The 23768-nt window shown below is 62.8% G+C and carries 25 protein-coding genes and 1 pseudogene; 13 read left to right on the top strand and 13 right to left on the bottom strand.

Translation table 11 applies throughout. The annotated features are described in order from the left end of the window. Positions 1-13 precede the first annotated feature (13 nt). Positions 14-409, bottom strand: a complete 396-nt coding sequence (locus ACWDUN_RS27225; protein WP_449933616.1) for a RidA family protein — start codon at positions 407-409, stop codon at positions 14-16. A gap of 1 nt (position 410) precedes the next feature. Beyond that, positions 411-1442 carry a sugar ABC transporter substrate-binding protein gene (locus ACWDUN_RS27220; protein ID WP_449933614.1) on the bottom strand — a complete coding sequence of 344 codons (1032 nt, stop codon included), beginning with the start codon at positions 1440-1442 and terminating at the stop codon, positions 411-413. Between the two features lie 101 nt (positions 1443-1543). Between ACWDUN_RS27220 and ACWDUN_RS27215 the strand changes: the two genes are divergently transcribed. Next, positions 1544-2158 (top strand): TetR/AcrR family transcriptional regulator, encoded by a 615-nt coding sequence (locus ACWDUN_RS27215; RefSeq protein WP_449933612.1) that lies wholly within the window; start codon positions 1544-1546, stop codon positions 2156-2158. Positions 2159-2167: 9 nt separating this feature from the next. Here the strand turns inward: ACWDUN_RS27215 and ACWDUN_RS27210 are convergent, their stop codons facing one another. The 6 genes from ACWDUN_RS27210 to ACWDUN_RS27185 form a co-directional block, all read right to left on the bottom strand. Next, a complete protein-coding gene (locus ACWDUN_RS27210) occupies positions 2168-2473 on the bottom strand; it encodes a putative quinol monooxygenase (protein WP_449933610.1) in 306 nt (101 codons plus the stop codon). Beyond that, the gene (locus tag ACWDUN_RS27205; protein WP_449933608.1) at positions 2470-3348 is read right to left on the bottom strand and encodes an oxidoreductase; all 879 of its coding nucleotides are present in this window, start codon (positions 3346-3348) and stop codon (positions 2470-2472) included. Before ACWDUN_RS27205 ends, ACWDUN_RS27210 begins: the two co-directional genes overlap by 4 nt. Beyond that, entirely contained in the window at positions 3345-3710 is a 366-nt protein-coding gene (locus ACWDUN_RS27200; protein WP_449933607.1) for a putative quinol monooxygenase, read from the bottom strand. The genes ACWDUN_RS27205 and ACWDUN_RS27200 overlap by 4 nt, the downstream gene beginning before the upstream one ends. Positions 3711-3766: 56 nt before the next feature. After that, positions 3767-4543 (bottom strand): SDR family oxidoreductase, encoded by a 777-nt coding sequence (locus ACWDUN_RS27195; RefSeq protein WP_449933605.1) that lies wholly within the window; start codon positions 4541-4543, stop codon positions 3767-3769. Between the two features lie 206 nt (positions 4544-4749). Further along, complete coding sequence (locus tag ACWDUN_RS27190; protein WP_449933604.1) at positions 4750-5862, bottom strand: NDMA-dependent alcohol dehydrogenase; 1113 nt, start codon at positions 5860-5862, stop codon at positions 4750-4752. Positions 5863-5897: 35 nt separating this feature from the next. Next, positions 5898-7394 carry an aldehyde dehydrogenase family protein gene (locus ACWDUN_RS27185; RefSeq protein WP_449933603.1) on the bottom strand — a complete coding sequence of 499 codons (1497 nt, stop codon included), beginning with the start codon at positions 7392-7394 and terminating at the stop codon, positions 5898-5900. 345 nt (positions 7395-7739) lie between these two features. Here ACWDUN_RS27185 and ACWDUN_RS27180 point away from each other — a divergent pair, with 345 nt between their 5' ends. Further along, on the top strand, positions 7740-8366 hold the full coding sequence (locus ACWDUN_RS27180) for a GntR family transcriptional regulator (protein WP_449933602.1): 627 nt from the start codon (positions 7740-7742) through the stop codon (positions 8364-8366). A 124-nt stretch (positions 8367-8490) separates the two neighbouring features. Here the strand turns inward: ACWDUN_RS27180 and ACWDUN_RS27175 are convergent, their stop codons facing one another. Further along, on the bottom strand, positions 8491-9819 hold the full coding sequence (locus tag ACWDUN_RS27175) for an MFS transporter (protein WP_449933600.1): 1329 nt from the start codon (positions 9817-9819) through the stop codon (positions 8491-8493). Positions 9820-10249: 430 nt separating this feature from the next. Between ACWDUN_RS27175 and ACWDUN_RS27170 the strand changes: the two genes are divergently transcribed. From ACWDUN_RS27170 to ACWDUN_RS27125, 10 genes and pseudogenes are all read left to right on the top strand, one after another. Beyond that, positions 10250-11410, top strand: coding sequence for a thiolase family protein (locus ACWDUN_RS27170; RefSeq protein ID WP_449933598.1), 1161 nt, complete (start codon positions 10250-10252; stop codon positions 11408-11410). Next, positions 11407-11532 (top strand): annotated as a pseudogene (locus ACWDUN_RS27165) (zinc ribbon domain-containing protein); the annotation flags it as partial. The gene ACWDUN_RS27170 and the pseudogene ACWDUN_RS27165, both read left to right, overlap by 4 nt. A gap of 24 nt (positions 11533-11556) precedes the next feature. Next, positions 11557-11811, top strand: coding sequence for a Zn-ribbon domain-containing OB-fold protein (locus ACWDUN_RS27160; RefSeq protein ID WP_449933651.1), 255 nt, complete (start codon positions 11557-11559; stop codon positions 11809-11811). Further along, positions 11808-13886 carry a CoA transferase gene (locus ACWDUN_RS27155; RefSeq protein WP_449933597.1) on the top strand — a complete coding sequence of 693 codons (2079 nt, stop codon included), beginning with the start codon at positions 11808-11810 and terminating at the stop codon, positions 13884-13886. Before ACWDUN_RS27160 ends, ACWDUN_RS27155 begins: the two co-directional genes overlap by 4 nt. Next, a complete protein-coding gene (locus ACWDUN_RS27150; protein WP_449933595.1) occupies positions 13883-15571 on the top strand; it encodes a class I adenylate-forming enzyme family protein in 1689 nt (562 codons plus the stop codon). The genes ACWDUN_RS27155 and ACWDUN_RS27150 overlap by 4 nt, the downstream gene beginning before the upstream one ends. Next, complete coding sequence (locus ACWDUN_RS27145; RefSeq protein ID WP_449933594.1) at positions 15568-16725, top strand: acyl-CoA dehydrogenase family protein; 1158 nt, start codon at positions 15568-15570, stop codon at positions 16723-16725. The genes ACWDUN_RS27150 and ACWDUN_RS27145 overlap by 4 nt, the downstream gene beginning before the upstream one ends. Before the next feature lie 3 nt (positions 16726-16728). After that, positions 16729-17118 carry a Zn-ribbon domain-containing OB-fold protein gene (locus tag ACWDUN_RS27140; protein ID WP_449933593.1) on the top strand — a complete coding sequence of 130 codons (390 nt, stop codon included), beginning with the start codon at positions 16729-16731 and terminating at the stop codon, positions 17116-17118. Further along, a complete protein-coding gene (locus tag ACWDUN_RS27135) occupies positions 17115-18260 on the top strand; it encodes a thiolase family protein (RefSeq protein ID WP_449933591.1) in 1146 nt (381 codons plus the stop codon). The genes ACWDUN_RS27140 and ACWDUN_RS27135 overlap by 4 nt, the downstream gene beginning before the upstream one ends. After that, positions 18257-18739, top strand: a complete 483-nt coding sequence (locus ACWDUN_RS27130; RefSeq protein WP_449933589.1) for a hypothetical protein — start codon at positions 18257-18259, stop codon at positions 18737-18739. Before ACWDUN_RS27135 ends, ACWDUN_RS27130 begins: the two co-directional genes overlap by 4 nt. After that, positions 18736-19554 (top strand): SDR family NAD(P)-dependent oxidoreductase, encoded by an 819-nt coding sequence (locus tag ACWDUN_RS27125; RefSeq protein WP_449933587.1) that lies wholly within the window; start codon positions 18736-18738, stop codon positions 19552-19554. Before ACWDUN_RS27130 ends, ACWDUN_RS27125 begins: the two co-directional genes overlap by 4 nt. On the opposite strand, the gene ACWDUN_RS27120 is transcribed toward ACWDUN_RS27125, so the two are convergent. Beyond that, a complete protein-coding gene (locus tag ACWDUN_RS27120; RefSeq protein WP_449933585.1) occupies positions 19501-20910 on the bottom strand; it encodes an amidohydrolase family protein in 1410 nt (469 codons plus the stop codon). The two genes, ACWDUN_RS27125 and ACWDUN_RS27120, sit on opposite strands and share 54 nt — an antisense overlap. Before the next feature lie 73 nt (positions 20911-20983). Further along, positions 20984-21247 carry an Atu4866 domain-containing protein gene (locus ACWDUN_RS27115; protein ID WP_449933583.1) on the bottom strand — a complete coding sequence of 88 codons (264 nt, stop codon included), beginning with the start codon at positions 21245-21247 and terminating at the stop codon, positions 20984-20986. Positions 21248-21397: 150 nt separating this feature from the next. Here ACWDUN_RS27115 and ACWDUN_RS27110 point away from each other — a divergent pair, with 150 nt between their 5' ends. After that, on the top strand, positions 21398-22249 hold the full coding sequence (locus ACWDUN_RS27110; protein WP_449933582.1) for a helix-turn-helix transcriptional regulator: 852 nt from the start codon (positions 21398-21400) through the stop codon (positions 22247-22249). A 6-nt stretch (positions 22250-22255) separates the two neighbouring features. Here the strand turns inward: ACWDUN_RS27110 and ACWDUN_RS27105 are convergent, their stop codons facing one another. Both ACWDUN_RS27105 and ACWDUN_RS27100 read right to left on the bottom strand, forming a co-directional pair. Further along, a complete protein-coding gene (locus ACWDUN_RS27105) occupies positions 22256-22834 on the bottom strand; it encodes an MmyB family transcriptional regulator (RefSeq protein WP_449933580.1) in 579 nt (192 codons plus the stop codon). Positions 22835-23213: 379 nt separating this feature from the next. After that, a complete protein-coding gene (locus ACWDUN_RS27100) occupies positions 23214-23639 on the bottom strand; it encodes a pyridoxamine 5'-phosphate oxidase family protein (RefSeq protein WP_449933579.1) in 426 nt (141 codons plus the stop codon). Between the last annotated feature and the right edge of the window lie 129 nt (positions 23640-23768).

Here is a 23768-nt window from a genome sequence, read left to right as displayed (position 1 = left end):
TCTGCAGCCGAGATCATGCGATCGCCAGGCCGGTCAGTTCCAGCATCCATTCTGGGCGGCCGAGTACTTTTGGCACACAGAAGATTCCAGTCGGTCGGACTCCCCACTTCTCGGTGCGCTCCAAGTATGTAGCCATGTGCTCGAAATAGCGTTGCGGCTGTGGCACATACCAGTTCAGCTGGACAAGATGCTGGGGCAGGTAACCTGCGACGTCCAACAGGCGCTCGATCTTGTCAAGGACCAGGTTCAGCTGGCCTTCCATGTCGTCGACGAACAACTGGTTGCCGTCATCATCGGTGGCGACCTGGCCACCGATGACCAGAATTCGTGAGAAGGCGGTGATCTCGATGGCCTCGGAGACGCCGTATTCCAAACCTGTGGACCAGGGGGTGATCGCGTTGTGCACCATGTCAGAACTCCGGCTGGAAGGCGTCGACGTTCGAGCGGGTAAGTACCAGTTGACCCGGACCCAACGGGCTGAACTCAGCCCACGTTTCGGAGATCGGGGCGCCGGACTCACCACCGATGGCTTTGAGCAGGTATTCGGTGGCGCGAGCGCCCGCAGTGCGCGGGTACAACACAATTGTGCCGAACTGCGCTCCGGACCGGATCGAGGCGACACTGGCCTCGGTGGCACCGTTGCCGATGGTCGCCACCTTGCCCTGAAGCCCTTCGTCGACCACCCAACGGTTGATTCCCTGCATGGTGACGTCGTCGTCGCCGATGACCACATCGATGCCGCCATGGGCCTGATGGGCGTCCTGCACCGCGGCGCGACCTTGGGCGGGGTTGTCGTACCCGCCGTTGACCTCGGCGACCACGGAGATGTTGGAATGCTCAGCCAGGGCCGCGACCGTGGCGTCCTTCTGCTCGACCAGAATCTGTGCGGCGGGGTCGGCAATCGAATACGCCACGTCGCAGGGATTGAGGTGCTGGCAGGCCATCGCCGCCATCTCCGCACTCGCCAGCGCAAGATCGCTGGGCCGCAGGACGAGCTGGGCGGCGATCCCGTCGACCTGGATCTCCGGCGACGAGGGGTCCGGACCGATCGCCGATTCGAGGACCGAAACCTGCATCCCAGCTGCGACCGCGCTGGCGACACAGCCCGCCAAAGTCGCTCCATCAACCGGCTCGATCACCAGTCCGTCGAGTCGACCACTGCTGACCGCGTCCTGGCATTGGGCGACCTGCTTCTGCGGATCACTTCCGGCGTCGAAAGTGGTCACCTGGTACCCGCCCGCTGCAGCGGCTTGCTCAACTCCGGTGCGGATGGCGTTCGTGTACGCCGCTGAGGCCAGCTGCAGGAAGCCGATCGATGGTGTCTGGCCAGCGTCATCGGCGGTGGGGGAGCATCCGGCCAGCACCAGTACGGCCGTCGCGCAGGTGCCGGCTCGCACGTGCGTGCGCCGGTGGTTCGCGATGAATCTTCGTGTGTTCAGCATTTTATAATAATTTCATGCACTTATTAAGTTGGTATGAACGTTAGTGTCGATCGCGTTGCACGGGCTGTTAGTGGTGTGGCGGTATTACTAGGGTGGGGCAGGTGCCAAGACCCCGGTTGGATCCCGACCAACTCGCGCATATCCTGCGCGCCGCCGCCGCGGTGATCGCGGCTAAACGCAGCGACAATCTTCGCCTGGTGGATGTCGCGCGGATTGCAGGCGTATCCACCGGCACGTTGCAGCACTACTTTGATTCCCGCGAGGGGCTCATCGATGCGACCTTTCACTGGGTCAGTTCCACCGAACTCGCGCGCTGCCAGGAACTGGCAGCGCGCGAGACGGATGCCGATCGACGCCTTGAAGTGGTGGCCGACGCGCTGATCGGGACCGCCGATGACTGGGCGCTGTGGTCGGAACTGTGGGCATTGCAGTCTCGCTCGCCCGAGCGATTCGCCGACGCGCCCGACATCTTCGACGCCTGGCTGGCCTTGTTGACCGAAGCGATCGTGCGAGCGACCGCCGGTCGACCGACGCTGCTGGGTGATTCTGGCTCCACGGCACTGTTCCTCTTGCGTTATGTCGAAGGTCTGGGTGTCCAGATACTGATGAAGCGAATCAGCCGTGCGAACGCTGTGGAACACCTTCGCTGGTTCATGCAAACCCAAATCACCTCGGCCATAATTGATCTGCAGCCTGGCAGGGCTGACAGTGGGTGAGCGTCGGGATCACCGAGCCGGCGTCGACTCCATGCGGAACCGCCGCAGATCAAGGTCTCCCTCGACCAGACTTGGCACCTCTGCGACAAACGCCTGCATGTGGGGCAGGTCGAAGTGCCGCCCGAGATCCTCTGCAGAGGACCAGTTCTCGTAGACACACCAGAGGTCGGGATCGGTCAAGGATCGGTGGACGTCGTAGTTGATGCAGCCCGCTTCGTCGCGCGACGGCTGCACCAGCTCTATGAGCCGGCGGCCGAGATCGTCGCCGCGTCCGACCTTGGCACGGATGAAGGCGATATTTGTCACCATCGTCATCGGACGTTCTCCTCGACGCCGGTGCTGTGTCCGGCTGTCTCACCGGGAAAGTCGGCTGCGCGCGACACCTGCTCCCAGGCCGCGATCTCAGCTTGCAGTGTCGCCGCTTTCGCCAGTGCGACATCGACGGCCTCGTTACCCAGGAGCAGCCGTTGCGGCGGTTGAGCACTGGTGGCGGCCGCGAAGATGGCTGCGGCGGCCCGGGCAGGGTCGCCGGCCTGATTGCCGACCGACTGGTGGTAGGCGCGCCGCGCCTGTCCTGCGGTCTGGTCGTAGTCGGCGATCGTGGTCTCGACCTCGTTCGACGAAGCGGCCCAGTTGGTTCGGAAGCCACTGGGCTCGACCACCATGACATGGAGCCCCAACGGGGCGACCTCCATGCGTAGCGACTCTGACAGACCCTCCACGGCGAACTTGCTGGCCGAGTAGTAGCCGACCGCGGGGAAACCGCGGAGGCCGCCGATCGATGTCAGATTGATGATTGTGCCGTGGCGCTGCGTGCGCATGGCGGGCAGCACTGCGTGAATTGTATTGGCGGTACCGAAGAAGTTGACATCGAACAGCTTTCGCGCGACCTGGTCATCGGTTTCTTCGACGGCGCCGAAGTAGCCGATTCCGGCGTTGTTGACAAGGATGTCGATGGCGCCGAAATGTTGCACTGCGGCTTCGACTATTTTGGCGCACTGTTTGCGGTCGATCACGTCCAGTGGCAGCACCAGGGCGTCGCCGCGGTCGGTGAGGTCGGACACGCTGTTGACGTCACGCGCTGTGGCGACGACTTTCTGTCCTTGGTCCAGGAGGTGCTCGGCAAGGTTGCGGCCGAAGCCGGTGGAGCAGCCAGTGACCATCCAGACTTGTGACGGTTGCGTAGTCATGATTTTCCTCCTTCGTGGTTGGTGGCGCCGGACGCCGCTTCGCGGTACTCGCCGATCTCGATGTCGTGAACACACAGGCTGGGCACTTGGGCGAGGAATTCGCGAACATAGGTTGTCTGCATGTGGGCGTCGAAGTCCGCTCGCGCACGCCAGTTCTCGATGATCATCCACAGATGCGGATCAAGCAGCGATTGATGGATCTCATAGCGCCGGCAGCCAGGTTCTGTGCGTGTGGGCGCTATCAGTTTGAGCAGTTCGGCGCCGAGCTTGTCTGCCATGGCGGGCCTTGCGAGGGCGAAGGCCACGTTGGTATGGCCCTGTTGATCTGCTGTGTTTGCCTGATGGGCGTGAGTCTTGTGCATGCTTACCTCACTCATCGGGCTGGTGGTTCGGTGTGAACCACCAGCCGGCCGTTGGGTCAAATGATCTGCGCGGTAGGAAGAATGGTGATCTCGGTGAGGTTCACGTGTTTCGGAAGCGCGGCAACGAAAGCGACGGTTTCGGCGACGTCGGTGGACTGCAGGACGTCGATCTGCTCGATGAGATCTGCCATCAACTTGGAAGCGTCCGGGTCGCTGACGTGGTCGGGGAGTTCGGTGTCGACCATGCCGGGTTCGATGGTGGCCACGCGCACATTCTTGCGGCCCAGTTCGGTGCGCAACAGCCTGGTGATGTGGCTGATGAACGCCTTGGTTCCCGAGTACACCTGGAACTTCTCCAGCACCCTGGTCGCAGCGATCGACGAGGTCGTGATGAGGTCGGCCGGTCGGTCCTGGTTGCCTGCCGACTCCAGTGAGCCGACGAATGCCTCGATGGTATTCATGACGCCTTTGATGTTCAGGTCGATCTGGGCGTCCCAGTCCTGCACCTGCAGGTCACCGATCTCAGAGATGAGTTGAACACCGGCATTGGCGAAGACGAGGTCGACTGGGCCCAGTTCGGTCGCGATGCGTTCGGCTGCCGCGTGCACTGCGGCCCGGTCGGTGACATCGGTGGGCACAGCCAGGGCGGTGCCGCCCTTGGTGTTGATCCGGTCGGCGATCTCGTCGAGGCGCTCCGTGCGGCGGGCGAGGAGCGCGACTTTCGCTCCGAGTTCGGCGAATCGTTCTGCGGTGGCTTCACCGATGCCGCTCGATGCTCCCGTGACGACCGCGATGCGGCCGGCCAGCGGAGTTCCTGTGATGAGTGTGCTCACTTTCTGCTCCTTTTGTATGACGAGAACCGTTGTGTCGGTTCGGGGTGTCGGTGTGACTGTGTGTCCCCACAACCCACTATTGGTCAGGCCTGCGAGCAGAAACAGGGTGGGAAACTCCTACCCTGACCGAGCGCGGGAGCCACGCCGGGGCCATGGGCGATGGCAGGGCGCTCGGTCAGGGATGGGGCATACCGTTGGGGCGCGGCTCAGAGCTCGAAGTCGATGATGCCGCGGATGTTTTTACCCGCTTCGAGATCGCGATATCCCTGGTTGATGTCGTCGAGCCGGTAGCGGGTGGTGATCAATTCGTCGAGCTTGAGCGTGCCGGCGTCATACATGCGCAGCATCCTCACGATGTCGTATTGGGGATTTGACGACCCGAACAACGTGCCTTTGATCGTCTTCTCCATGAACACCATTTCCTGACCTGAGACGTGCACCGTGAGATTGGCGGCGTTCGAGACGCCTGTCACCACGACAGTCGAACCCTTGCCGATGATGCTGAACGCCGCGGAGATGGTTTCCTCATCCATGCGACCGATGAGCACCAGCGCCTGATCCGCGCCTTGACCCCAGGTCAGTTCGCTGACCTTGATCTGAGCTTCCTCCGCGGTTGCGAAGGTGTGAGTGGCGCCGAACTTGGATGCCGTCTCCCGCTTGAATGCAACAGGGTCCACGCACACGACGTACTTGGCCCCGGCAGCGATGGCCCCTTGCACGGCGTTGATGCCCAGGCCACCGACGCCGTAAATCACTGTGGTGTCACCGGGACGGACGTTGCCAGCGTTGACCGCGGTACCCCACCCCGTCGGCACACCGCAGCCGACGAGAACGGCACTTTGCAGGGGCAGCCAGTTGTCGACTTTGACCACCGAGAGTTGGGAGACAGTCGCGTACTCCGAGAAGGCGCCAAGCATGCAGAACGCACTGTAATCCGTGCCGTCCTTGTGCAGTCGAAATGTGCCGTCCGGCATGCAGCCTTCCAGGATGGTCATGCCGGCGTCACAGAGGTTCTGGCGTCCGGTGGAACAGTACCGACAGATTCCGCAACTGGGAATGAAGCTGCACACGACGTGGTCGCCGACGCCGACCTTGGTCACTCCTGGACCGACCTTTTCCACCACACCGGCGGCTTCATGTCCGCCCACCATGGGGTAGCGGACGTCGAGGTCGCCTTCGAGCATGTGCAGATCGGAGTGGCACAGGCCGGCGGCGGTGACCTTGAGCATGACCTCGCCCGGCCCCGGGTCGTCGACGTCAAGTTCCATGATCTCGAAGGGGGTGTGCGGTGCTTTGAGAACTGCTGCACGGGTTTTCATGGGGTTGCCTTTCTATTGTTGTTTGCTCTGACGTTTCAGTGGACGAACGTCCACACCGACTTGGTCTCCAGGAAGCCGTCCAGGCAGTCGGGGCCCAGGTCGCGTCCGTAGCCCGACTGTTTGAATCCGCCGAATGGGGCGGCCGGGTCGGTAAGTCCCCACCCGTTGACATAGACGGTGCCTGCGCTGAGTCGGCTGGCGGCCTTTTGTGCAGTGTTGATGTTGGTGGTCCAGACGCCGGCCGCCAGGCCGTACTCGCTGCCATTGGCACGTTCGATCGCCTCATCGAGGTCATCGAAGGGCAGGACTGTCACGACAGGGCCGAAAATCTCCTCGCGGACACACTCCATGTCGTCGCTGACGTTGTCGATGATGGTGGGCGGATAGAAGTGCCCGGTGAGTTGTCCGGGCACAGTCGCGGGTCGGTGGACCTTGGCGCCGGCGGCCTCTGCGCGCTCGACGTAGCCGCGGACGCGATCTAACTGGTCGGCGGTCACCAGTGGACCGAAGTCGACCGCGGGGTCAAGGCCGTGCCCGATGGTCAGGTCGGCGGCCAGGTCTCGCAGGCGGTTCACCACTTGCTCGTGGACGCTGCGCTGCACGAACAGGCGTGAGGGCGCGCTGCACGTCTGACCGGAGTGCCAGAAGATGCCGGCGGCGGACCCGTCGATGGCCTGGTCGAGGTCCGCGTCGGCGAAGATGATGTTGGCGCTCTTGCCGCCGAGTTCGAGGGTCACTCGCTTTACCTGATCAGCCGCCTGCGCGGCGATTCTCTTGCCCACCTTGGTCGACCCGGTAAAGGTGATCTTGGCGACGTCGGGGTGATCAACCAACGCCTGACCGGCGGCATCGCCAGTGCCGGGCACGACGTTGAGAACACCTGGCGGTAGGCCTGCCTCCGTGGCAAGCTCGGCCAGCCAGAGAGCAGAAAGCGGTGTCTCCTCGGAGGGTTTGAGCACCACGGTGCATCCCGCGGCCAACGCTGGCGCCAGTTTCCATCCGCACAGCAGCAGCGGGAAGTTCCACGCTGTGATTGCAGCTACAACACCGACAGGCTCGCGTTCCGTGCGAATGTGGATATCGGGGTGCGACACCGGAACTGTTGAACCCACAATCTTGGTGGGCCACCCGGCGAAGTAGTGAAACGCACGCGATGCGAACTCGACGTCGATCGCGCGGGCGGCGCTGCGGACCTTGCCTGCATCGAGGACTTCGAGTTCAGCGAAGTCCTCGGCGTGCTGGATGATCAGATCGCCGATGCGATGCAGGACGCGCCCCCGGTCCAGCGGGCTCATCTGTCGCCATGGCGATGTTGGGGCGAACGCCCGGCTGGCGGCCTGGACCGCGGCCGAAATATCGTCCACGCCCCCGCACGCCATGGTGGATATCCGGTTGCCTGTGGCCGGATCCAGGACCGCCATCGTCTGTCCGCTCAAGGCGCGGACGCGGGTCCCGTCGATGAACAAGTGCGGCTCGGTGTCGAGTCGGCCCTGTACGGCCGCCGAGTGAGCCGGTGCGAGGACTTGGGTCACGACAACTCCTTTGATACTTGATACATAATGGTGTGATGCACACTACACCCATGTGGGATTTGCGTCGAGAGGCGCGGACTGGATGGTCGGTCTAATACGTCTGCGCGACAAAGCAATAAGGTAAACACCCTTGCGGTAACTGCGTGCTGCGCCATATGCGTGGCCTTCCGCCCGGCGCGACCCAGCAGGGGCTACCATGCTGAATATTGATCAAATCTCACAGGGAGTGAATCAATGACCCGTTCGACAGACGGCACGCCGCCTCGTCAAGGTTCGCTCTTGAAGCCTGGAGCTGCATCTAACGCGGCGAAAGCCCGCGTTCCGCGCCGAAACATGAGCGGGGACGTGATCGATTTGATCCGTACCCTCATTTTCAACGGCACTTTGAGTCGCGGGCAGCGGTTGCCCCAGAACGATATTGCCGACGAACTGGGAGTGAGCCGACTTCCGGTTCGCGAGGCGCTGATTGCGCTGGAAAGTGAAGGGCTCATCGAGTCAGAACCCCATCGTGGTGCGTTCGTCGTCCCGATTCATCGCGAAGACATCGACGATCACTACAGGATTTACGGCATGGTTCAAGGGCTGGCGACACGACGAGCGGCACTGCGATTGACCCCCCCGACGCTGACCCGTCTTGAGGAGTTGCACCAGCAGATGCGTGATACCGAGGACGCCGAACTGGCACACGGTTTGAACTGGGAATTCCATTCCTTGATCAACCAGACTGGTGGCAGTCGCCGATTGCTGTCGGTGCTGCGCCAGATGGCGCGCAACCTTCCGCGTGAGGTGTACGAAGCGCCGCCGGCCGCGAGTCCCGAAGCAGTCCGCGGACACCAGCGGATACTGGACGCACTGCGTGACGGTGACGGTGACGCCGCCGACGACGCCTCTCGCCGCCATGTGCAAGCCGAAGGCGAGTACGTGATCGCCAAGCTGAAAGCCGACGGGGTCCTCGCTGACGAGGGCTATTGACCAGCAGATGCTTTCGGCGCTTGCGCAAGAACGGGACTGGGCGCGGACAAAGGGTTTCGCGGTGGCCAGCCACCCCATGGCCGGGCGCGCCGCGCCCACACAGAGGTTGGGCTGCGCCGGGCGTTCAATCAGTAGCTGCCGAGGTGGGCAACGGCGCCGCGCCGGGATGGGAAGCCGATTGATCGGTGGCCCCGCCATCATCGAAGAACTGTGCCGGACGGCGACTCAACAACGTTGTCGCCACCGCGCCTGCGACACACCAGATCGCAAGCCACGTGCAGATCGGCCAGGTCGCGCCGGTCCAGTCGAAGAACAAGGTTGCCGCGAACGGCGCCGTCCCACCGATGACACTCACTGACAACGCCTGGCTCAAGGCAACGCCACTAAGGCGAACATCGACGCGGAACCGCTCGGCCAGGAAAGCCGGCTGCGGCGCCTGCAGCGCCGCATGCGCCAGCCCCAACATCAGCGCGATGGCCAGAAACGCGCTCCCGCCGGACCGCATGTCGAGCAAGGCGAACATGGCATAGCCACCTACTGCCGCACAGGCACAGCCTACGAGAAGCACAGCTGCACGCGAGTATCGGTCACTGAGGTAACCCGCTACCGGAAGGGTCACCAGATACACCAACGAACCGCACAGCAGCGCGTTGAGCATCGTAGAGCGGCTCATCTCCAGAATGGACGTGCCATAGGACACCGTGTAGGCCGAGACCAGATAGAAAAGGATCCCGCCCGGGGCGATCACTGCTGCCGCCAACGCCACGTCGCGCCACTGATCGCGTAAAAGCGTACGAACAGGCCGCTTCTGTTGCCCCGAAGTGTCGCGTAGCGCAAGGAAGTCGGGCGTCTCCTCCACCCCAAGGCGCACGAACAAAGACACTACGAAGAGCACCGCGCTGAAAAGGAAAGGTAGGCGCCAGCCCCACGTTTCGAAATCGGTCCCCGAAATACGGTCACTGACGGCAACAGCTGCGGTGGACAGAAGCAATCCGCCCGGCACGCCCATCTGGACAGTGCTGCCATAGAAGCCCCGTCGGTGCGGAGGGGAATGCTCGACCAGCAACAGCGCCGCACCACCCCACTCACCACCCATGGCGATGCCCTGAACGAGTCTGAGCAAGACAAGTAATGCTGGTGCAGCCCAACCAATCTGATTGAACGTAGGTAGCGCACCGATCGCGACGGTGGCCGCCCCCATCAAAGCCAGGGATACCACCAGTGTCTTACGCCGTCCGATGCGGTCGCCCATGCCGCCGAATATCATGCTGCCCAGTGGACGTGCCAAGAAACCCACGGCGAAAGTCGCGAAGGATGCAAGAGTGCCCGCCAGTGGACTGTAGGAAGGGAAGAACAACGGCCCGAATACCAAGGCCGCGGCGGTGCCGTACAGGAAAAAGTCGTAGTACTCCAGTGCGGTCCCGGTGAAACCGGCCGCGACGACGCGCGTCATCTTCGTGCTCGATGAGTCGGCAGACATGCCGATACTGGCCTTCCGTCAGGTGCCTTTGGCGACCGAAAATACCGACGTTACGGGCACGGATGGTGGTCATTCCGGCGCCGCGATGTGGCCCGGACCACAGTAGTCTGACGTCATTCGGATCAAATATCAAGCTTTTGATTTCGTAGCCGTGCGTTGAGCGCCGGGACGAAGACCTGGTGGCTGCCGTGCGAAAATCGATGGATCAGCTGGTAAACCCGCCGCTGCGGGGTCTGCGAACTGAACTGAGGTCAGCCTGGAGCGATCGGATTACTTGAAGGGGGTTGACCAGCGGCGGCACCATTTGTACAGTAATGTATCAAATATCAATTAGGCTGACTCTGAGCGTTACCACGCGAGGTTGCAGCACCGAACACACGAGATCCGAGCCCCGGGGGTGAGCATGGGCGAAAAGCAACTTCGCAACGCGGCGTCTGTTGTCGGCGTCGGCACCACCGCATTTGGGAACCTGCCGGGTGTCAGTTCAGACGACTTAGGCTGCAACGCTTTGGCATCAGCGTTGACAGACGCTGGCCTGGAGGCTCGCGACGTCGACGGCCTGATCGCTATGCGCGTGAGTAGTTATGAATCAGTGGCCGCACGCATGGGCATCGAACCGCGATGGACAGCACAGCTACCAGCCGAAGGTCGCATGACCGGGGTGGCCATCCAGTTGGCCGTCGCTGCTATCGCCACAGGGTCGGCCTCGACAGTGGCGCTGGTCTATGGCAACAACGGCCGCAGCGGGGGGCACACCTACGGCGGTGGGGGACCGGCGGCCTCGGCAGCCGCGCAGGGATACGGCACCAACCCCTGTTTGACGTTGCCCTACGGCATCACCTCACCCGGCGCCTTCTACGCACTCATGTACCAGCGTTACTGCCAACGCCACTCAGTTGACCCTGACCAACTCGCAGCCGTGGCCCGGACATTTCGTGCCCACGCCGCATTGAACCCGGAAGCGGTTCTCACCGAGCCGATTTCGCTGACCGATTACCTGGATGCTCGTCAGATCGTCGCACCGTTGCGCATCTTTGACTACTGCCTGATCAACGACGGGGGAGTTGCCATGATCCTGACAAACAGGCAAAGAGCACGCGACTGCGCGCAGACACCGGTAGATGTTCTCGGTTTCGGTCAGCAAGGACAGGTGCGCGACTCTGACTTCCCGCCGGATGACTACTGGCGCGGCGCCATCGGTGCCGTGGGGCAGCGCGCCTACCAGATGGCCGACTGCGATCGCTCCGCTGTGGACGTACTGATGGCCTACGACAACTTCAGTCCGAACGTGCTGTTCACCCTCGAAGGCCTGGGATTCTGTGTACCCGGGCAAGCTCTTGAGTGGATCCAGAACGGCCGCATCGGCATCGGCGGCACACTGCCGGTGAATACCTCCGGGGGGCACCTGTCGGAAAGTTACATGCAAGGCTGGGCCCTCAACGTCGAGGCCGTCCGACAACTGCGCAACGGCTGCGGACAGCGCCAAGTCACGGGCGCACAGATCGCACAGTACGTCTGCGCTGCTCCTGTCGTGACCTCCATCATCTACGGAGCAGTGCGATGATGGCCCCGCGATCTTCGCTACACCAGCACTCAGAGGCGCTACACCACGGTGTGCTCCTGATAAGCAAATGTGCAGCGTGCCAACACCTCGAATTTCCCCCACGCGAGCGTTGCCGCACATGCGGAGATACCCAGCCACCGACGTGGGTGCCCAGCGCGGGCACCGGCCGGCTCTGGTCGTTCGCCGCCTTCCACAAGGAATACCTGGACGACTTTCATCTGCCGGCGCCCTACGTCGTCGCCATCGTCGCCCTGGATGAGGGTGTTCGGCTGTACGCCAACATCATCGACTCAACGATGACAGACCTTCAGGTGGACTCATCTGTGCGGTCCCGGTTCATCACCGACGCATCAGGCACCACTCACCTCACATTTATACAGTCGGATAAGGAAGTTCCATGACCGACAGCCTTCCCACCCGTGACGGGCCCCTCCAGGGGCTGCGTGTCATCGAAATCGCCGCGCTGGGGCCGGCACCTTTCGCAGCCATGATGCTCGCAGATTCCGGCGCCGAAGTCCTGCGGATCAATCGGCCCGGCCAGTCGACGGTAGCCGCGGGCATCCTCGGTCGAAGCAGGACAGCCTCACTCACACTGGACCTCAAGGACGCCGATGACCTGGCTACTGCGCACGAGGCGATCAAGCGAGCCGACGTCCTTATCGAAGGCTTCCGGCCAGGTGTCATGGAGCGACTCGGGCTAGGCCCCGATCCGTGCCTGGAGGCCAACCGCGGCCTGATCTACGCGCGCGTCACCGGCTGGGGTCAATCCGGCCCACTGGCGGCCGCTGCGGGCCACGACATCAACTACCTGGCGTTGACCGGCGCACTGCGCTCCATCGCCCGCCATGGCGAGACACCAATTCCCCCGCTGAACCTGGTTGGCGACTACGGGGGCGGAGGAATGCTGCTGCTCAACGGAATCCTCTCGGCTCTTTATGAGCGCCATCGAAGCGGCCGTGGGCAGGTCGTCGACGCTGCAATGATCGACGGTGCCACCTTGCTCATGTCCGGCATCTGGAACCGCCTGGGCACCGGAGAATGGGGTGGCGAACCCGGCACCAACAGCATCGACGGCGGATCGCACTTCTATAACGTCTACCGAACGGCCGACAATGAGTTCATGGCCGTCGGCAGCATCGAAGCCCCGTTCTACCGACGGTTGCTGCAGGGGCTCGGGTGTAACCCCGACACCATGCCTGACCAGCACGACCGGCAGTCCTGGCCGGCCATGAAGCGCAGATTCGCCGATATCTTCGCCACCCGCACACGCGCTCAATGGGTGGACGTCTTCGCTGAACTGGACGCCTGCGTGAGCCCCGTACTCAGCCTGCAGGAGGCTGCGCAGGACCCACACATGCGTGCCCGACAAACCGTGCTGGCCGGCGAACGGCTGGAACCGGCGCCCGCCCCGCGCTATAGCAGAACTCCGGCAGTGGCCTCTGACTCGGACGACGCCCCGGACCAGGCGCGCCGCACCATCGCACACTGGAACCCGACCGGCCCAACAGAGCACCAACGCACCCTCAACACCCGCCCTCTCCGGGGCCGTTCCCCGGTCTCGGTGCGATGCGGCGACGACGCCAGGACCCTGGCAGCCGGCATCGGCTTCACCGAGGGTCCCGTGTGGACTGCCGAAGCGCGACTGTTCGTCACCAGTTTGAGCAGAGGGGTCCTTTTCGAGGTCTACTTCGACGGGCGTGAGCCCACCGCTGTCGCCGAAACCGGTTCCGGGCCAAACGGCATGACCGTAGGCGAGGACGGCAGGCTATGGATCACCCAAAACGGCGGCACTGCTGTGCCTAGCCGTTCACAGCGTCACGTACCACCCTCGATTCAAGTCTGGGACCCTCGCCTGCACGACGCCCCCAAGGTCATGCACTGCGGCGATGTCCACGCACCGTCAGACTGCGCAGTCGGCCCCGACGGTGCTCTATGGTTCACCGACCCCACCGGGCACGGGTTCGGCCCAGACGCCCTGCCCGGACGGGTCTGGCGTTTCGAACCCGACACAGGTCACGCGTCGATCGTGCTCGATGATGTGTACTTCCCCAACGGCATCGCCTTTGGAACCGAAGCCAGCACTGTCTACATCAGCGAAACTGCTCGCGACCGGGTACGTCGTTACACCATCACTCCGCGCGGCGTGACACGAGACGTCACCGCACCGGAGCTGGCCGTGGCCACACCCGACGGGCTGGCAGTGGACGCCCTGGGCGGGATCTGGATAGCAGGCAGCAAGTCAGGCGCGGTGTCCCACTTCGACGCATCGGGTCGTCTGCTGCACAGGCTCGACATCGGTGCGAACACAATGCCCACCAGCGTGTGCTTCGCCGGCGCAGACCTGTCGACTCTGATCGTCACGGTCGCCAAGGGCGGTCGTGTCCTCGCGTTCCAGACCGACGTACCGGGATTGCCCGTGCCTGCAAGTACTGCACCTCTGACATCGGCGGCTATCGCACAACAGGAGGCACGATGACCACACCGCCTGCATCTGGCACCCTAGGTGACCTTTTGCGAGAGATGGCCCACCGCCATCCTGAACGCCCGGCAATATCATTCGAAGGACATGACCACTCCTTTGCTGAAGTGGACAGCACGGTCGACCGCTACGCCAAAGCCCTTCTCGCCAAGGGAATCCGGCGAGGAGACTCGGTGGCCGTGTTGGCAGGCAACCGCCCCAGCTGGCTTCACTCGGCACTGGCAGCCGCGCGCATCGGCGCGGTCACCGTACCGATCAATACCTGGTATCAGCAGGACGAACTGCAGTACGCGCTGCGCCATGGCGATGTCAAGGCCTTGCTGTTCCGCGACCGGCTGCGCGATGTGGATTACGCGCCGCTGGTGGCCAAAGCGATGACGTGGATGACCACGGACCTGCACCCTGACCCGACCAGCCCACGGCTACCGCTGCTGAGCCATGTTATCGAGCTCGGCGAACACCGCCTCACTGGCGCGACGCCGCTGACCGATTTCCTGAATGCCGGCACACAGATCACCGACGAGCAGCTGGCGGCGGCCACATCAATGGTTCAACCCGACGATCTGGCCTTCCTGATCTACACCAGCGGGAGCACAGCCAGACCAAAATGCGTGGCACTTGAACATCATCCGATGATTGTCAACACCTACAACATCGGTGAACGCCAGGCGCTGGACGCCGACGACCGCTCCTTTTTGGCAACGCCGCTGTTCTACGGACTCGGCGTGATCCAAGCGCTCGGGGCGACATGGACCCATGGTGCCTGCGTGGTGTTGATGGAAGCCTACGAACCGGGCCGAGCCCTGCAAATACTGGAACAAGAACGGTGCACCGCCTACTACGGGTTGGGGAACATGACACGCAGCCTGGTGGGTCACCCCGAGTGCAGAAACCGGGAGCTGTTCTTACGCAAGGGCGTACTGGGCTTGAGCACCGCCGATAGACAGCTGGCACGCACCGAACTGGGTATGGATCTAGGCACCAGCATCTACGGTCTGACCGAATCCTACGGGCTCTGCGCGCTCACCGACGCCCATGACGCAATCGAACTCAGCGACAACACCATCGGTACTGCTTTGCCCGGCTGGGACATCCGTATCGCCGACCCAGAGAATGATGCTTGGCTTCCCTCGGGCAGCGTGGGGCAAATCCTGATCCGAGGGCATGTCATGCGCGGCTACTACAAGGACCCCGACCGTACCGCGGCCGCCATGTCCGAAGACGGGTACTTCAAGACCGGTGATTTGGGCTGGCTCGACGATCGTGGCTATCTGCACTTCCACTCGCGACTTTCCGAGTTGATGAAGCCCGGCGGCATCAATGTCAGTCCGGTGGAGGTCGAGTTGTTGGCCGGGCAGGTCTCGGGGGTCCACGAAGTCCATGCAGTGGGGATTCCCGATCCCGTGCGCGGCGAAGCGATCGTCGTCTTTATCGACGCCGACCCCGACGAGGTCACACCCGAGGACGTCAGAACGCACATCCGCGAATGCGCCGCGAAATACAAGGCCCCTCACCATGTTTTGTATCGCTCCGGCACCGAACTGCCTCGCGTCGCCAGCGGCAAGGTGCCCAAGGCCGAGCTACGCGCCATTGCACTTGAAGAACTTGGGCTCGATGCGAACGGCATGCCCATCGACCTCCCGGCGACCTCCGGGGCAAACACAGGCAGCGAGGACCAATGAGTATCAGTGACATTACCGAAGAAGAGCAGTTCCTCGTGCGCGTCGTAGGGGACTTCATCGATCGTGACGTCAAGCCGACGGTCAATGAGATGGAACACCGCAACGAGTACCCCGAAAAGTTCATCGAACAGATGAAACAGATCGGGATCTATGGACTCGCCGTCCCCGAACGATTTGGCGGCACACCGGTATCGATGCCGTGCTACGTCCAGATCACTGAGCAACTTGCCCGTGGCTGGATGAGCCTGGCCGGCGCCATGGGCGGCCATACCGTCGTCGCCAAACTGCTGGCCGAGTTCGGCACCGAAGAACAACAGCAGCGATACCTGCCCCGGATGGCCACCGGTGAGCTGCGCGCGACCATGGCTTTGACCGAACCGGGCGGCGGGTCGGACTTGCAAGCCATGCACACCACGGCGCGCCGGTCCGGTGATCGCTACGTAGTCAACGGATCCAAGACCTGGATCAGCAACGCACGGCGATCTGGACTGATCGCGCTGATGGCCAAGACCGACCCCCACGCCGTTCCGGCACACCGTGGGATTTCAATCCTGTTGGTCGAACATGGCCCAGGGCTGACCGTGTCACGCGATCTTCCCAAGCTCGGATACAAAGGAGTGGAAAGCTGCGAAATCTCCTTCGACTCCTACGAAGTCAGCACCAATGCTGTTCTCGGCGGAGTCGAAGGCCACGGTTTCGCCCAGATGATGAAGGGTCTGGAAACCGGCCGTATCCAGGTCGCCGCGCGCGCTCTCGGGGTGGGACGCGCAGCCCTCGACGATGCACTGCGATACGCCCAAGAACGGGAGTCCTTCGGTAAGCCGATCTGGAAACACCAAGCCATCGGACATCAGCTCGCCGAGATGGCAACCAAGCTCACCGCGGCGCGACAACTGACATTGTTCGCCGCTGACCGCTATGACGCCGGCGCGCGCTGCGATCTTGAGGCCGGCATGGCCAAACTGTTCGCCTCAGAAACAGCGATGGAAGTCGCTCTGTCTGCCCTACGGATCCACGGCGGCTACGGCTACTCCACCGAATACGACATCGAGCGCTACTTCCGGGACGCTCCCCTGATGATCGTCGGGGAAGGCACCAACGAGATCCAAAAAAATGTCATTGCAGGCCAACTCGTGGAACGAGGAGGGATCTAGCCGATGAGCGACAGCAACCTGCCGCTGCGAGCCGATGTCATCAGCCTCGAACCTCCCGGGCTGCGCGGGCTGATATGCGGAGCCTGCGCTGAGCGGTCCTTTCCCGTGCGACAGCTATGCCCGCACTGTGGGTCGGAGTCGGTCGAGCAGATCCTCCTGTCGCAGTCAGGAACTGTGGTGAGCTGGACCGTCGTACATCAGGCGCCGCCACCGCTGGAAACGCCCTACACCCTGGTCACCGTCGATCTCGACGGTGTCCGCCTGCTCGGCGCGGCCACCACCGAGGTCAACATCGGCGCAACAGTGACCGTCGATCTGTTCCCGCTGAAGTCCGCACCGTCCGGTGAAGCGCTGTGGTGGTACCGGTTTCGATCAGAGAAGGAGAAGCGGTGACTGACGTCCATGTCGCCGGCGCCGGAATGGTGCGGTTCGGCAAATACCCGGCAGAAGTAACTCTGGAGAATCTCGCCACTGGTGCGGCGCGAGCGGCCATGGCAGACGCCGACGTGGGCGCTGGCGACATTCAGGCCGTCTATATGGGACACGTCTTCGGCGGCCCGGTGGCCGGACAGCGCACGGCAGTCCAGCTCGGCCTGGGAGGCCTGCCGGTGTCCAACCACGAGAACTACTGTGCCAGCGGCGCTACCGCCATCCGTGAGGCCTGGATTGCGATCAAGGCGGGCCTCTATGACACGGTCCTGGTCATCGGCGCCGAAAAGATGACTGACCGTGTTTCCGGGGGCGTCATGCCCGACCCCACCGACATCGATGCCATCAACGGGCTGGTGATGGCCGCCAACCATGGAATGAGCGCTCGGCGCTACATGAGCGACCACGGCGCCAGCCGCGAACAAATCGCCGCGGTCGCGGTGAAAAACCACGCCCACTCAGTGCATAACCCGTTCGCGCAGTACCAACACCCAATCAGCCTGCAGCAGGTCCTCGATGCCAGGATTATCGCCGAACCGCTCGGGCTGCTGGACTGCAGTCCGATCAGCGACGGTGCCGCCGCGGTGGTGCTCACCTCGACCACCGGATTAGCCAGTCGCGACCGCAGGTCTGCACCCCGCATCGCCGGGTGCGCTCTGGTCAGTGGCTCTGTTGTGCCCGCGCGAACCAGTATCAACGCCGAGGACGTCTCCCGCCGCGCGGCCCAGCAAGCGTGGGAAATATCCAGCGTCGGCCCAGAGGACATCGACATCGTCGAGATGCACGACTGCTTCACCATCGCCGAAATCGTTCGCCTTGAGGGTCTCGGGCTGGTGCCGCTCGGGCAGGGCGCCACCTGGACCGAACACGGCCACACCGCTATCGGAGGAAAAATGCCCGTTAATCCCAGCGGTGGGCTGCTCAGCCGTGGCCACCCGGTCGGGGCCACCGGTGTCGCGCAAGTCTGCGAGCTCACCTGGCAGTTGACCGATCGCGGGGGAGCACGCCAAGTGTCCGCGGCCAGTACCGCGCTTGCGTACTGCAAGGGCGGCACAGTCAGCGGCACCGACGGCGGTTCGGTGACCGTGGTGGTGATGACTCGATGACCGCGACTGCCATGGCCACCGTGGACTTGACCTCAGGCCCGCCAACCACGCAACCGCCGACTCCGACGCTTGTGCTGATCTATCGCGGCAGCGACAGACCCCACGGCATCAATCTCGAAACAAACGATACGGCGACTGTCGAGCCGTTGATGTCTGCATTTCACGCCGTCCAGCACCATTGGTCTTCGGTGATGGAGCACGCCGGTCGAATCATCGTCGTGGCCCCGGCGTCGACAGCGCTCGGCGATGCTGACAAGCCACTGGATGCAGCCGTAACCGGTGGGCTAATCAGTTTGATCCGTTCGCTGGCCATCGAGCTCGAGCGCCACCACGCCACCGCCAACACCATCCTGTTCGACACGGCACCAGACGAACCCGCGGTACAGGTGATGATCGCCGCGCTCACCCACGAGCAGGCACGGTCGATCACCGGTCAAGAAATCTTCGCAGGAGCTAGCCTCGGAAAGCTGCACCCATGACCACCATTACCAGTCACCCCGACGTGCGTTCCCGCCGTGCTCTGGTCACCGGAGCTGCCGGCGGAATCGGCCAGGGCATCGCCACGCACCTGGCCGAACTCGGCTACGCGCTGGCCTTGTCCGACGTCGCCGACGATGCTTTGCGCCTCGTCGCCGACCGCATCACCACTGACACCGGCACTCGTGTCGAGACGATGACCGCGAATCTGGCCGAGGCAGCCTCGGTGGGGCCGGCCGTCGATGCTGCCGCTGATCGGCTGGGAGGCCTTGATGTCGTCGTCAACTGCGCCGGTGTCCTCAAAGACGCGCGCGTGGCGAAAATGACCGCCGCCCAGTTCCGGCAGGTCCTGCAGATCAATCTCGTGGGCATGTTGAACACCACGGCCGCAGCGCTGCCCGCCCTGCGCGCGTCCGGCACAGGGCGCGTCGTCTCGCTCACCTCAAGGGCATGGCTCGGCAATTTCGGATCGGCCAACTACGCCGCGTCCAAAGGTGCGATCGCCGGCGTGAGCCGCAGCCTCGCCCTGCAGCTGGCCGCCGACGGCATCACAGTGAACTGCATCGCGCCTGGATTTATCGAAACCCCGATGTCGAAATCACTGCCTGACAACATCATCGAGCGGATCATGAAGTCGATTCCGGTGGGACGGGTCGGCCGGCCCGATGATGTGGCTCGCACGGTCGCCTACCTAGCCGGACCCGATGCCGGGTATGTGACCGGTCAGACCATCACCGTCTGTGGTGGTCGCAGCATCAGTGGATCACTGCGATGCATCGCCGAGTCGGTCGTGAGCCGCGAAAATGCGGTCCCGTGAAGACGCCACCTCGTCCCTGAGCTGCGCTACGTCCACGTCGACGAGCGCACGATTCCACTTCACGACCTGGCCCGCAACCAGTACAGCCTCCACATTGCGCGGGTCGGCGCCGAGAACAAGGGTGCCCACCGGATCGTTGAGCGGCATGTTGTTGACGTCTTCGGCCGCGACGATCAGGAGGTCGGCCTGCTTGCCAGGGGTCAAGGAACCGGCCACTTCCCCGAGGCCGTTGGCGTGTGCACCCTGCATGGTCGCGAAGTCCAGCACGTCGCGGGTGGTGATGCGTTGAGGTTCGGTGGCGCTGCCATACACCGCGTTGACAGCAAGCATTCGCTGGATCGCCAGGAGCGTGCGCATCTGGGTGAACATGTCACTGGGCAGAGCCACCTCGACATCGATGCTCAAAGCGGGCCGGATGCCCACACGCAAAGCCTCATCGACAGCGGGAATGGCCGACTCCAAACCGATCTGCGCGTCAGAGGTCGGTGCGAGCGATACTGTGGTTCCCGCCTCACCGATTGCGGACCACGCCTCCTCGCTCAAACCCGTGCAGTGGATCAAGGACAATCGATCGGTGAGAATGCCGGCGCCGCGCCAGTCCAGAATCGCCCGCGACGATCCTGCACCGAAAACAGCATCGATACTGACCCACAGGTCCAGATCGTCGGCAACCCGGGCAAGTTGCGCGCCGAAGGCGAGGTCAGGACCGGCGATCTCATCGGTGGCGAGGGCGGCAAGTCGCAGCGTCAGAAGTTGATCATCAGACGAGAAGTACTGCTCTCGCAAGCGTTTGACGTCGGCTGGCCACTGTCGGTCCCATTCTCCGAAGTGCGGTCCCATGGATGCGTGCACGGCCCGGATCCGGGCGTCGGTCAGGGCCGAGATAGCGGCATCAGAATGCTCGGCGGTCCGCGAATTGTGGGAAAAGTCGAGCATGCATGTAACGCCGCTGTCCAATGCAGTCAGGGCAGCCAGCTTGGTGCCGGTGTAGATATCGTCGGGTTCGTAGAGCGGGGCAAAGCCGCTCAGGGTGCTCGTGACGTATTCGCCCAGGTCGTTCACGTCGGGCATGAAGCGGCGAAGCTGGGTCTCCCAAGCGTGACGATGGGTGTCAACAAAGCCCGGGCATACCACTGCCGAGGAGGTGTCGATGACGACCGCATCAATGTCGGCGCCGCGGGAGCGTAGATCGTGACCGACGTCGATGATCTTGGAACCTTCGATGAGCACGTCGCCACGGAGAAAATCTCCGACGTCGGGGTCCATACTGACGACAGCCCCGCCGGTGAGCAAGATCCGCCGAAGCGGATCGTTCGCTGTGGCGGAAAGGGCGTCACCAATAGCTGATGCGTTCATGAATGTCAGTCCTTGTCTGCTCGAATGGAACTTCTGAGAGGTCGCCGGGCGATGTTGACAACGCTGCGCGAATTCAGCTGTTCTCCTCGCGGAACAGCACCAGATGCTCGTGGTAAAGGACACCGTCGCGAATGTCGCCCGTTGCCGTGAAGCCGGTGTCGTCGCGGTAGTCCAAGTGTGTCCCCGTCACCGTGTAGGTCCCGGTGTACGCACTAGCTTTGCCCCCGCGCGCCTCGTCGTATCGGCCGTTAGCAAGTAGCTCCTGGCGGATGTAACCGTCCGCAGTGACCCACATTCCGACGACGTCGGAAGGCGTGGTCGAGATGCCATCACTCATGGGGTCGTCCTATCTCGTGATCTTCTGTGTGGGGTTGCTAGAGACAACGCTACGAAGAATCAAGAAGCAGAGCCTGGGTGCGTGGCACCCACGTTCAGCGGGGCCCGATCGTGGCGGGCGCCGCAACAAATCAGTCAGTATTCTGGGGCGATGGCTGATGACAACCTGGGGGCTTTCTTGCGGGCCCGTCGCAATGCGGCTGCGGCGGATACCTATCCTTTCGCCACCTTGACGGCCCGTCGTGTCCCCGGCCTACGGCGCGAGGAGGTTGCGGAGTTGGCCGGGCTCAGCACCGACTACTACGTGCGACTGGAGCAGGGCCGTGAGAAGCATCCCTCCGAACAGGTTGTGGAAGCGTTAGCAACCGCACTCAAGCTGAACCAGCATCAAAGTGACCATCTGAGGCTTCTTGCCGGGCTTGCACCGCAAGCACTTCCGGCTGCAGAATCGGTGGATCCGACTCTTCGGCACATGCTGGATGCCTGGGACGGCGCGGCGGCCTTCATTTTGGACCCGATCCTGAATTTCACGTTGCTCAACCCGCTAGCAACGGCCCTATTCAGCTCATTCGCCGATCACAGGAACTTGGTTCGAAACGTCTTCCTGGACCCAGCGGGGAGACATTTTTTCGTCGACTGGAGACGTGCTGCCGAATCCTCTGTCGGATCGCTGCGCGCGACGATGCGCCAGCATCACAGCGCCCACGAACGCGACGCACTCATAGCGGAACTTTGCGCTGACGACGAGTTCGAGCGGATGTGGCAAAAGTACGACATCCGCCCGAAGACGCAAGAGACGAAGTTGCTCAGGCATGAGCGAGTGGGCGAGATTCTGATCAATTTTCACGCTTTCCAAGTGATGAGCGCGCCCGGGCAGCAGCTGGTCGTCTATCAACCCGAACCCGGCAGCGCGAGCGAGACGCGACTGCTAAGGCTGAGAGATGGGTCCCGTGAAGGCGACGCGAACCGCTCCGCCCGTGCAGAGGCTGAGGTGGCCTCTTGAGGCGGTTCAGCGCGGGCAACGCTCCTTGGACGCGCGTAAACTCGCCAGAATAAGGAGTGAGTCGTCGCTGAACGACCCCGGTGTCGGGACATATATCAACAACGCATTGCCAGGTTCGGCGGCGCTGCCAAGGATCACTTCATCGACCACAAGCGCACCCACGTCTCGGTGGCGGAAAACCCGCATTGAACGGTTGCGGGCGGTCCAATCCCGCTGAGTCCACATCATCCGAAAAGACCGACTGAGCCGCAGTAACTCGCTGACCAAACGGCTCGTGGCACCGTTGGTCGGTGCCTGCTGGTAGGCCTGACGCAGTCTCCCGATCGCGTCGCGCGCTTGGTCGCGCCAGGCGTCCGCGCACTGCACAGCAGCCGGGTCGAGAAACGTCATCCGCACCAAATTATCGCGAATGGTGAACTCTGAGAACAATTCACGCGCCATGTCATTGACTTCGAGAATATCGCCGATGCCGTTGACGATGATCGCGGGAGTGTTCGGCAGTCGATTGACCAAAGCGGCGATCGTGGTTGCGAACGCCGGTCGATCGAATGCGGAGCGCCCATAGGTCAGTTTCGCAGGGCCCATTGAGTCACCACTTGGTCAAGCAAAGCGAATGGCGATGCCTGGCTCGTCCAGGTCGACGACCGCAGTGCCCGGTTCCGCCGGCATCCCACAGCTAGGCGACAGCTATGCCGAGAGATCATTGCCATGGATCCACGATGCCTCGTCGAGAAGGTATGAACATGGCTGCAGCACACCCACCCTGGGCGCGGCCTGCCGTGTTATGTCTTTTCCGACCACTGACTACCGCAAACCTAAATTCGCACCGCAACGGTTGTTGCGCAAGGCCATCATCGGGTTGCAGCGAGACGCGACGGACTTTCCAATCCGTCACACCCGAGATTTACTACGACGAAGTCCCGGTTCTGTCGGACAGGTGCACTTGACAACCAAACGGTCGCAGCTACTCGCTGGAGTAGTCTGCGGTGGCCCAGCGGTCCGGTCGTACGGTAAAAAGCACGCTTGCAACGTCGCGCGTAGCAGCAATAAAGGCGCGTCCACCTTCGTCGCCGAGATAGCGGACGGCGATCGCCTCACGTACGTCATGAGGCGTTGGAACCGTACTGTCGACGACAGTGCCCTCCACGACCACGTACTGATACGGCGGCTCCTCACGTTGAACGACCAATGTCACCGACCCGGCCTGCTTGATCAGACGCGCCTTGCGAGATCCAGCCCCAGTGTTGATCCGGATGTAGCCGTCGTCGGTGTAGTCGTACCAGATCGGGACGCTCGCGGGGGGTCGTCCACCATCAGCTGCCACCGAGAGCACGCCAACATGCTTGTCTTGAAGGAACTTCCGTCGCTCTTGGTCAGTGAATGCCCGCATAATTGCACTCAACATCGAACTTTCTGATCGCTATTCCTCCTCCATTGCCTGCCTGATTGGGTTAGGTCCGTACATCTGTCCGATGTGAGTCGAACGCGTCTGGTATGGCCGGCCACCTCGGGGCGCATC

The sequence above is a fragment of the Mycobacterium sp. NPDC003323 genome (assembly GCF_053589535.1).
This window is presented reverse-complemented; position numbering and strand designations above follow the sequence as displayed.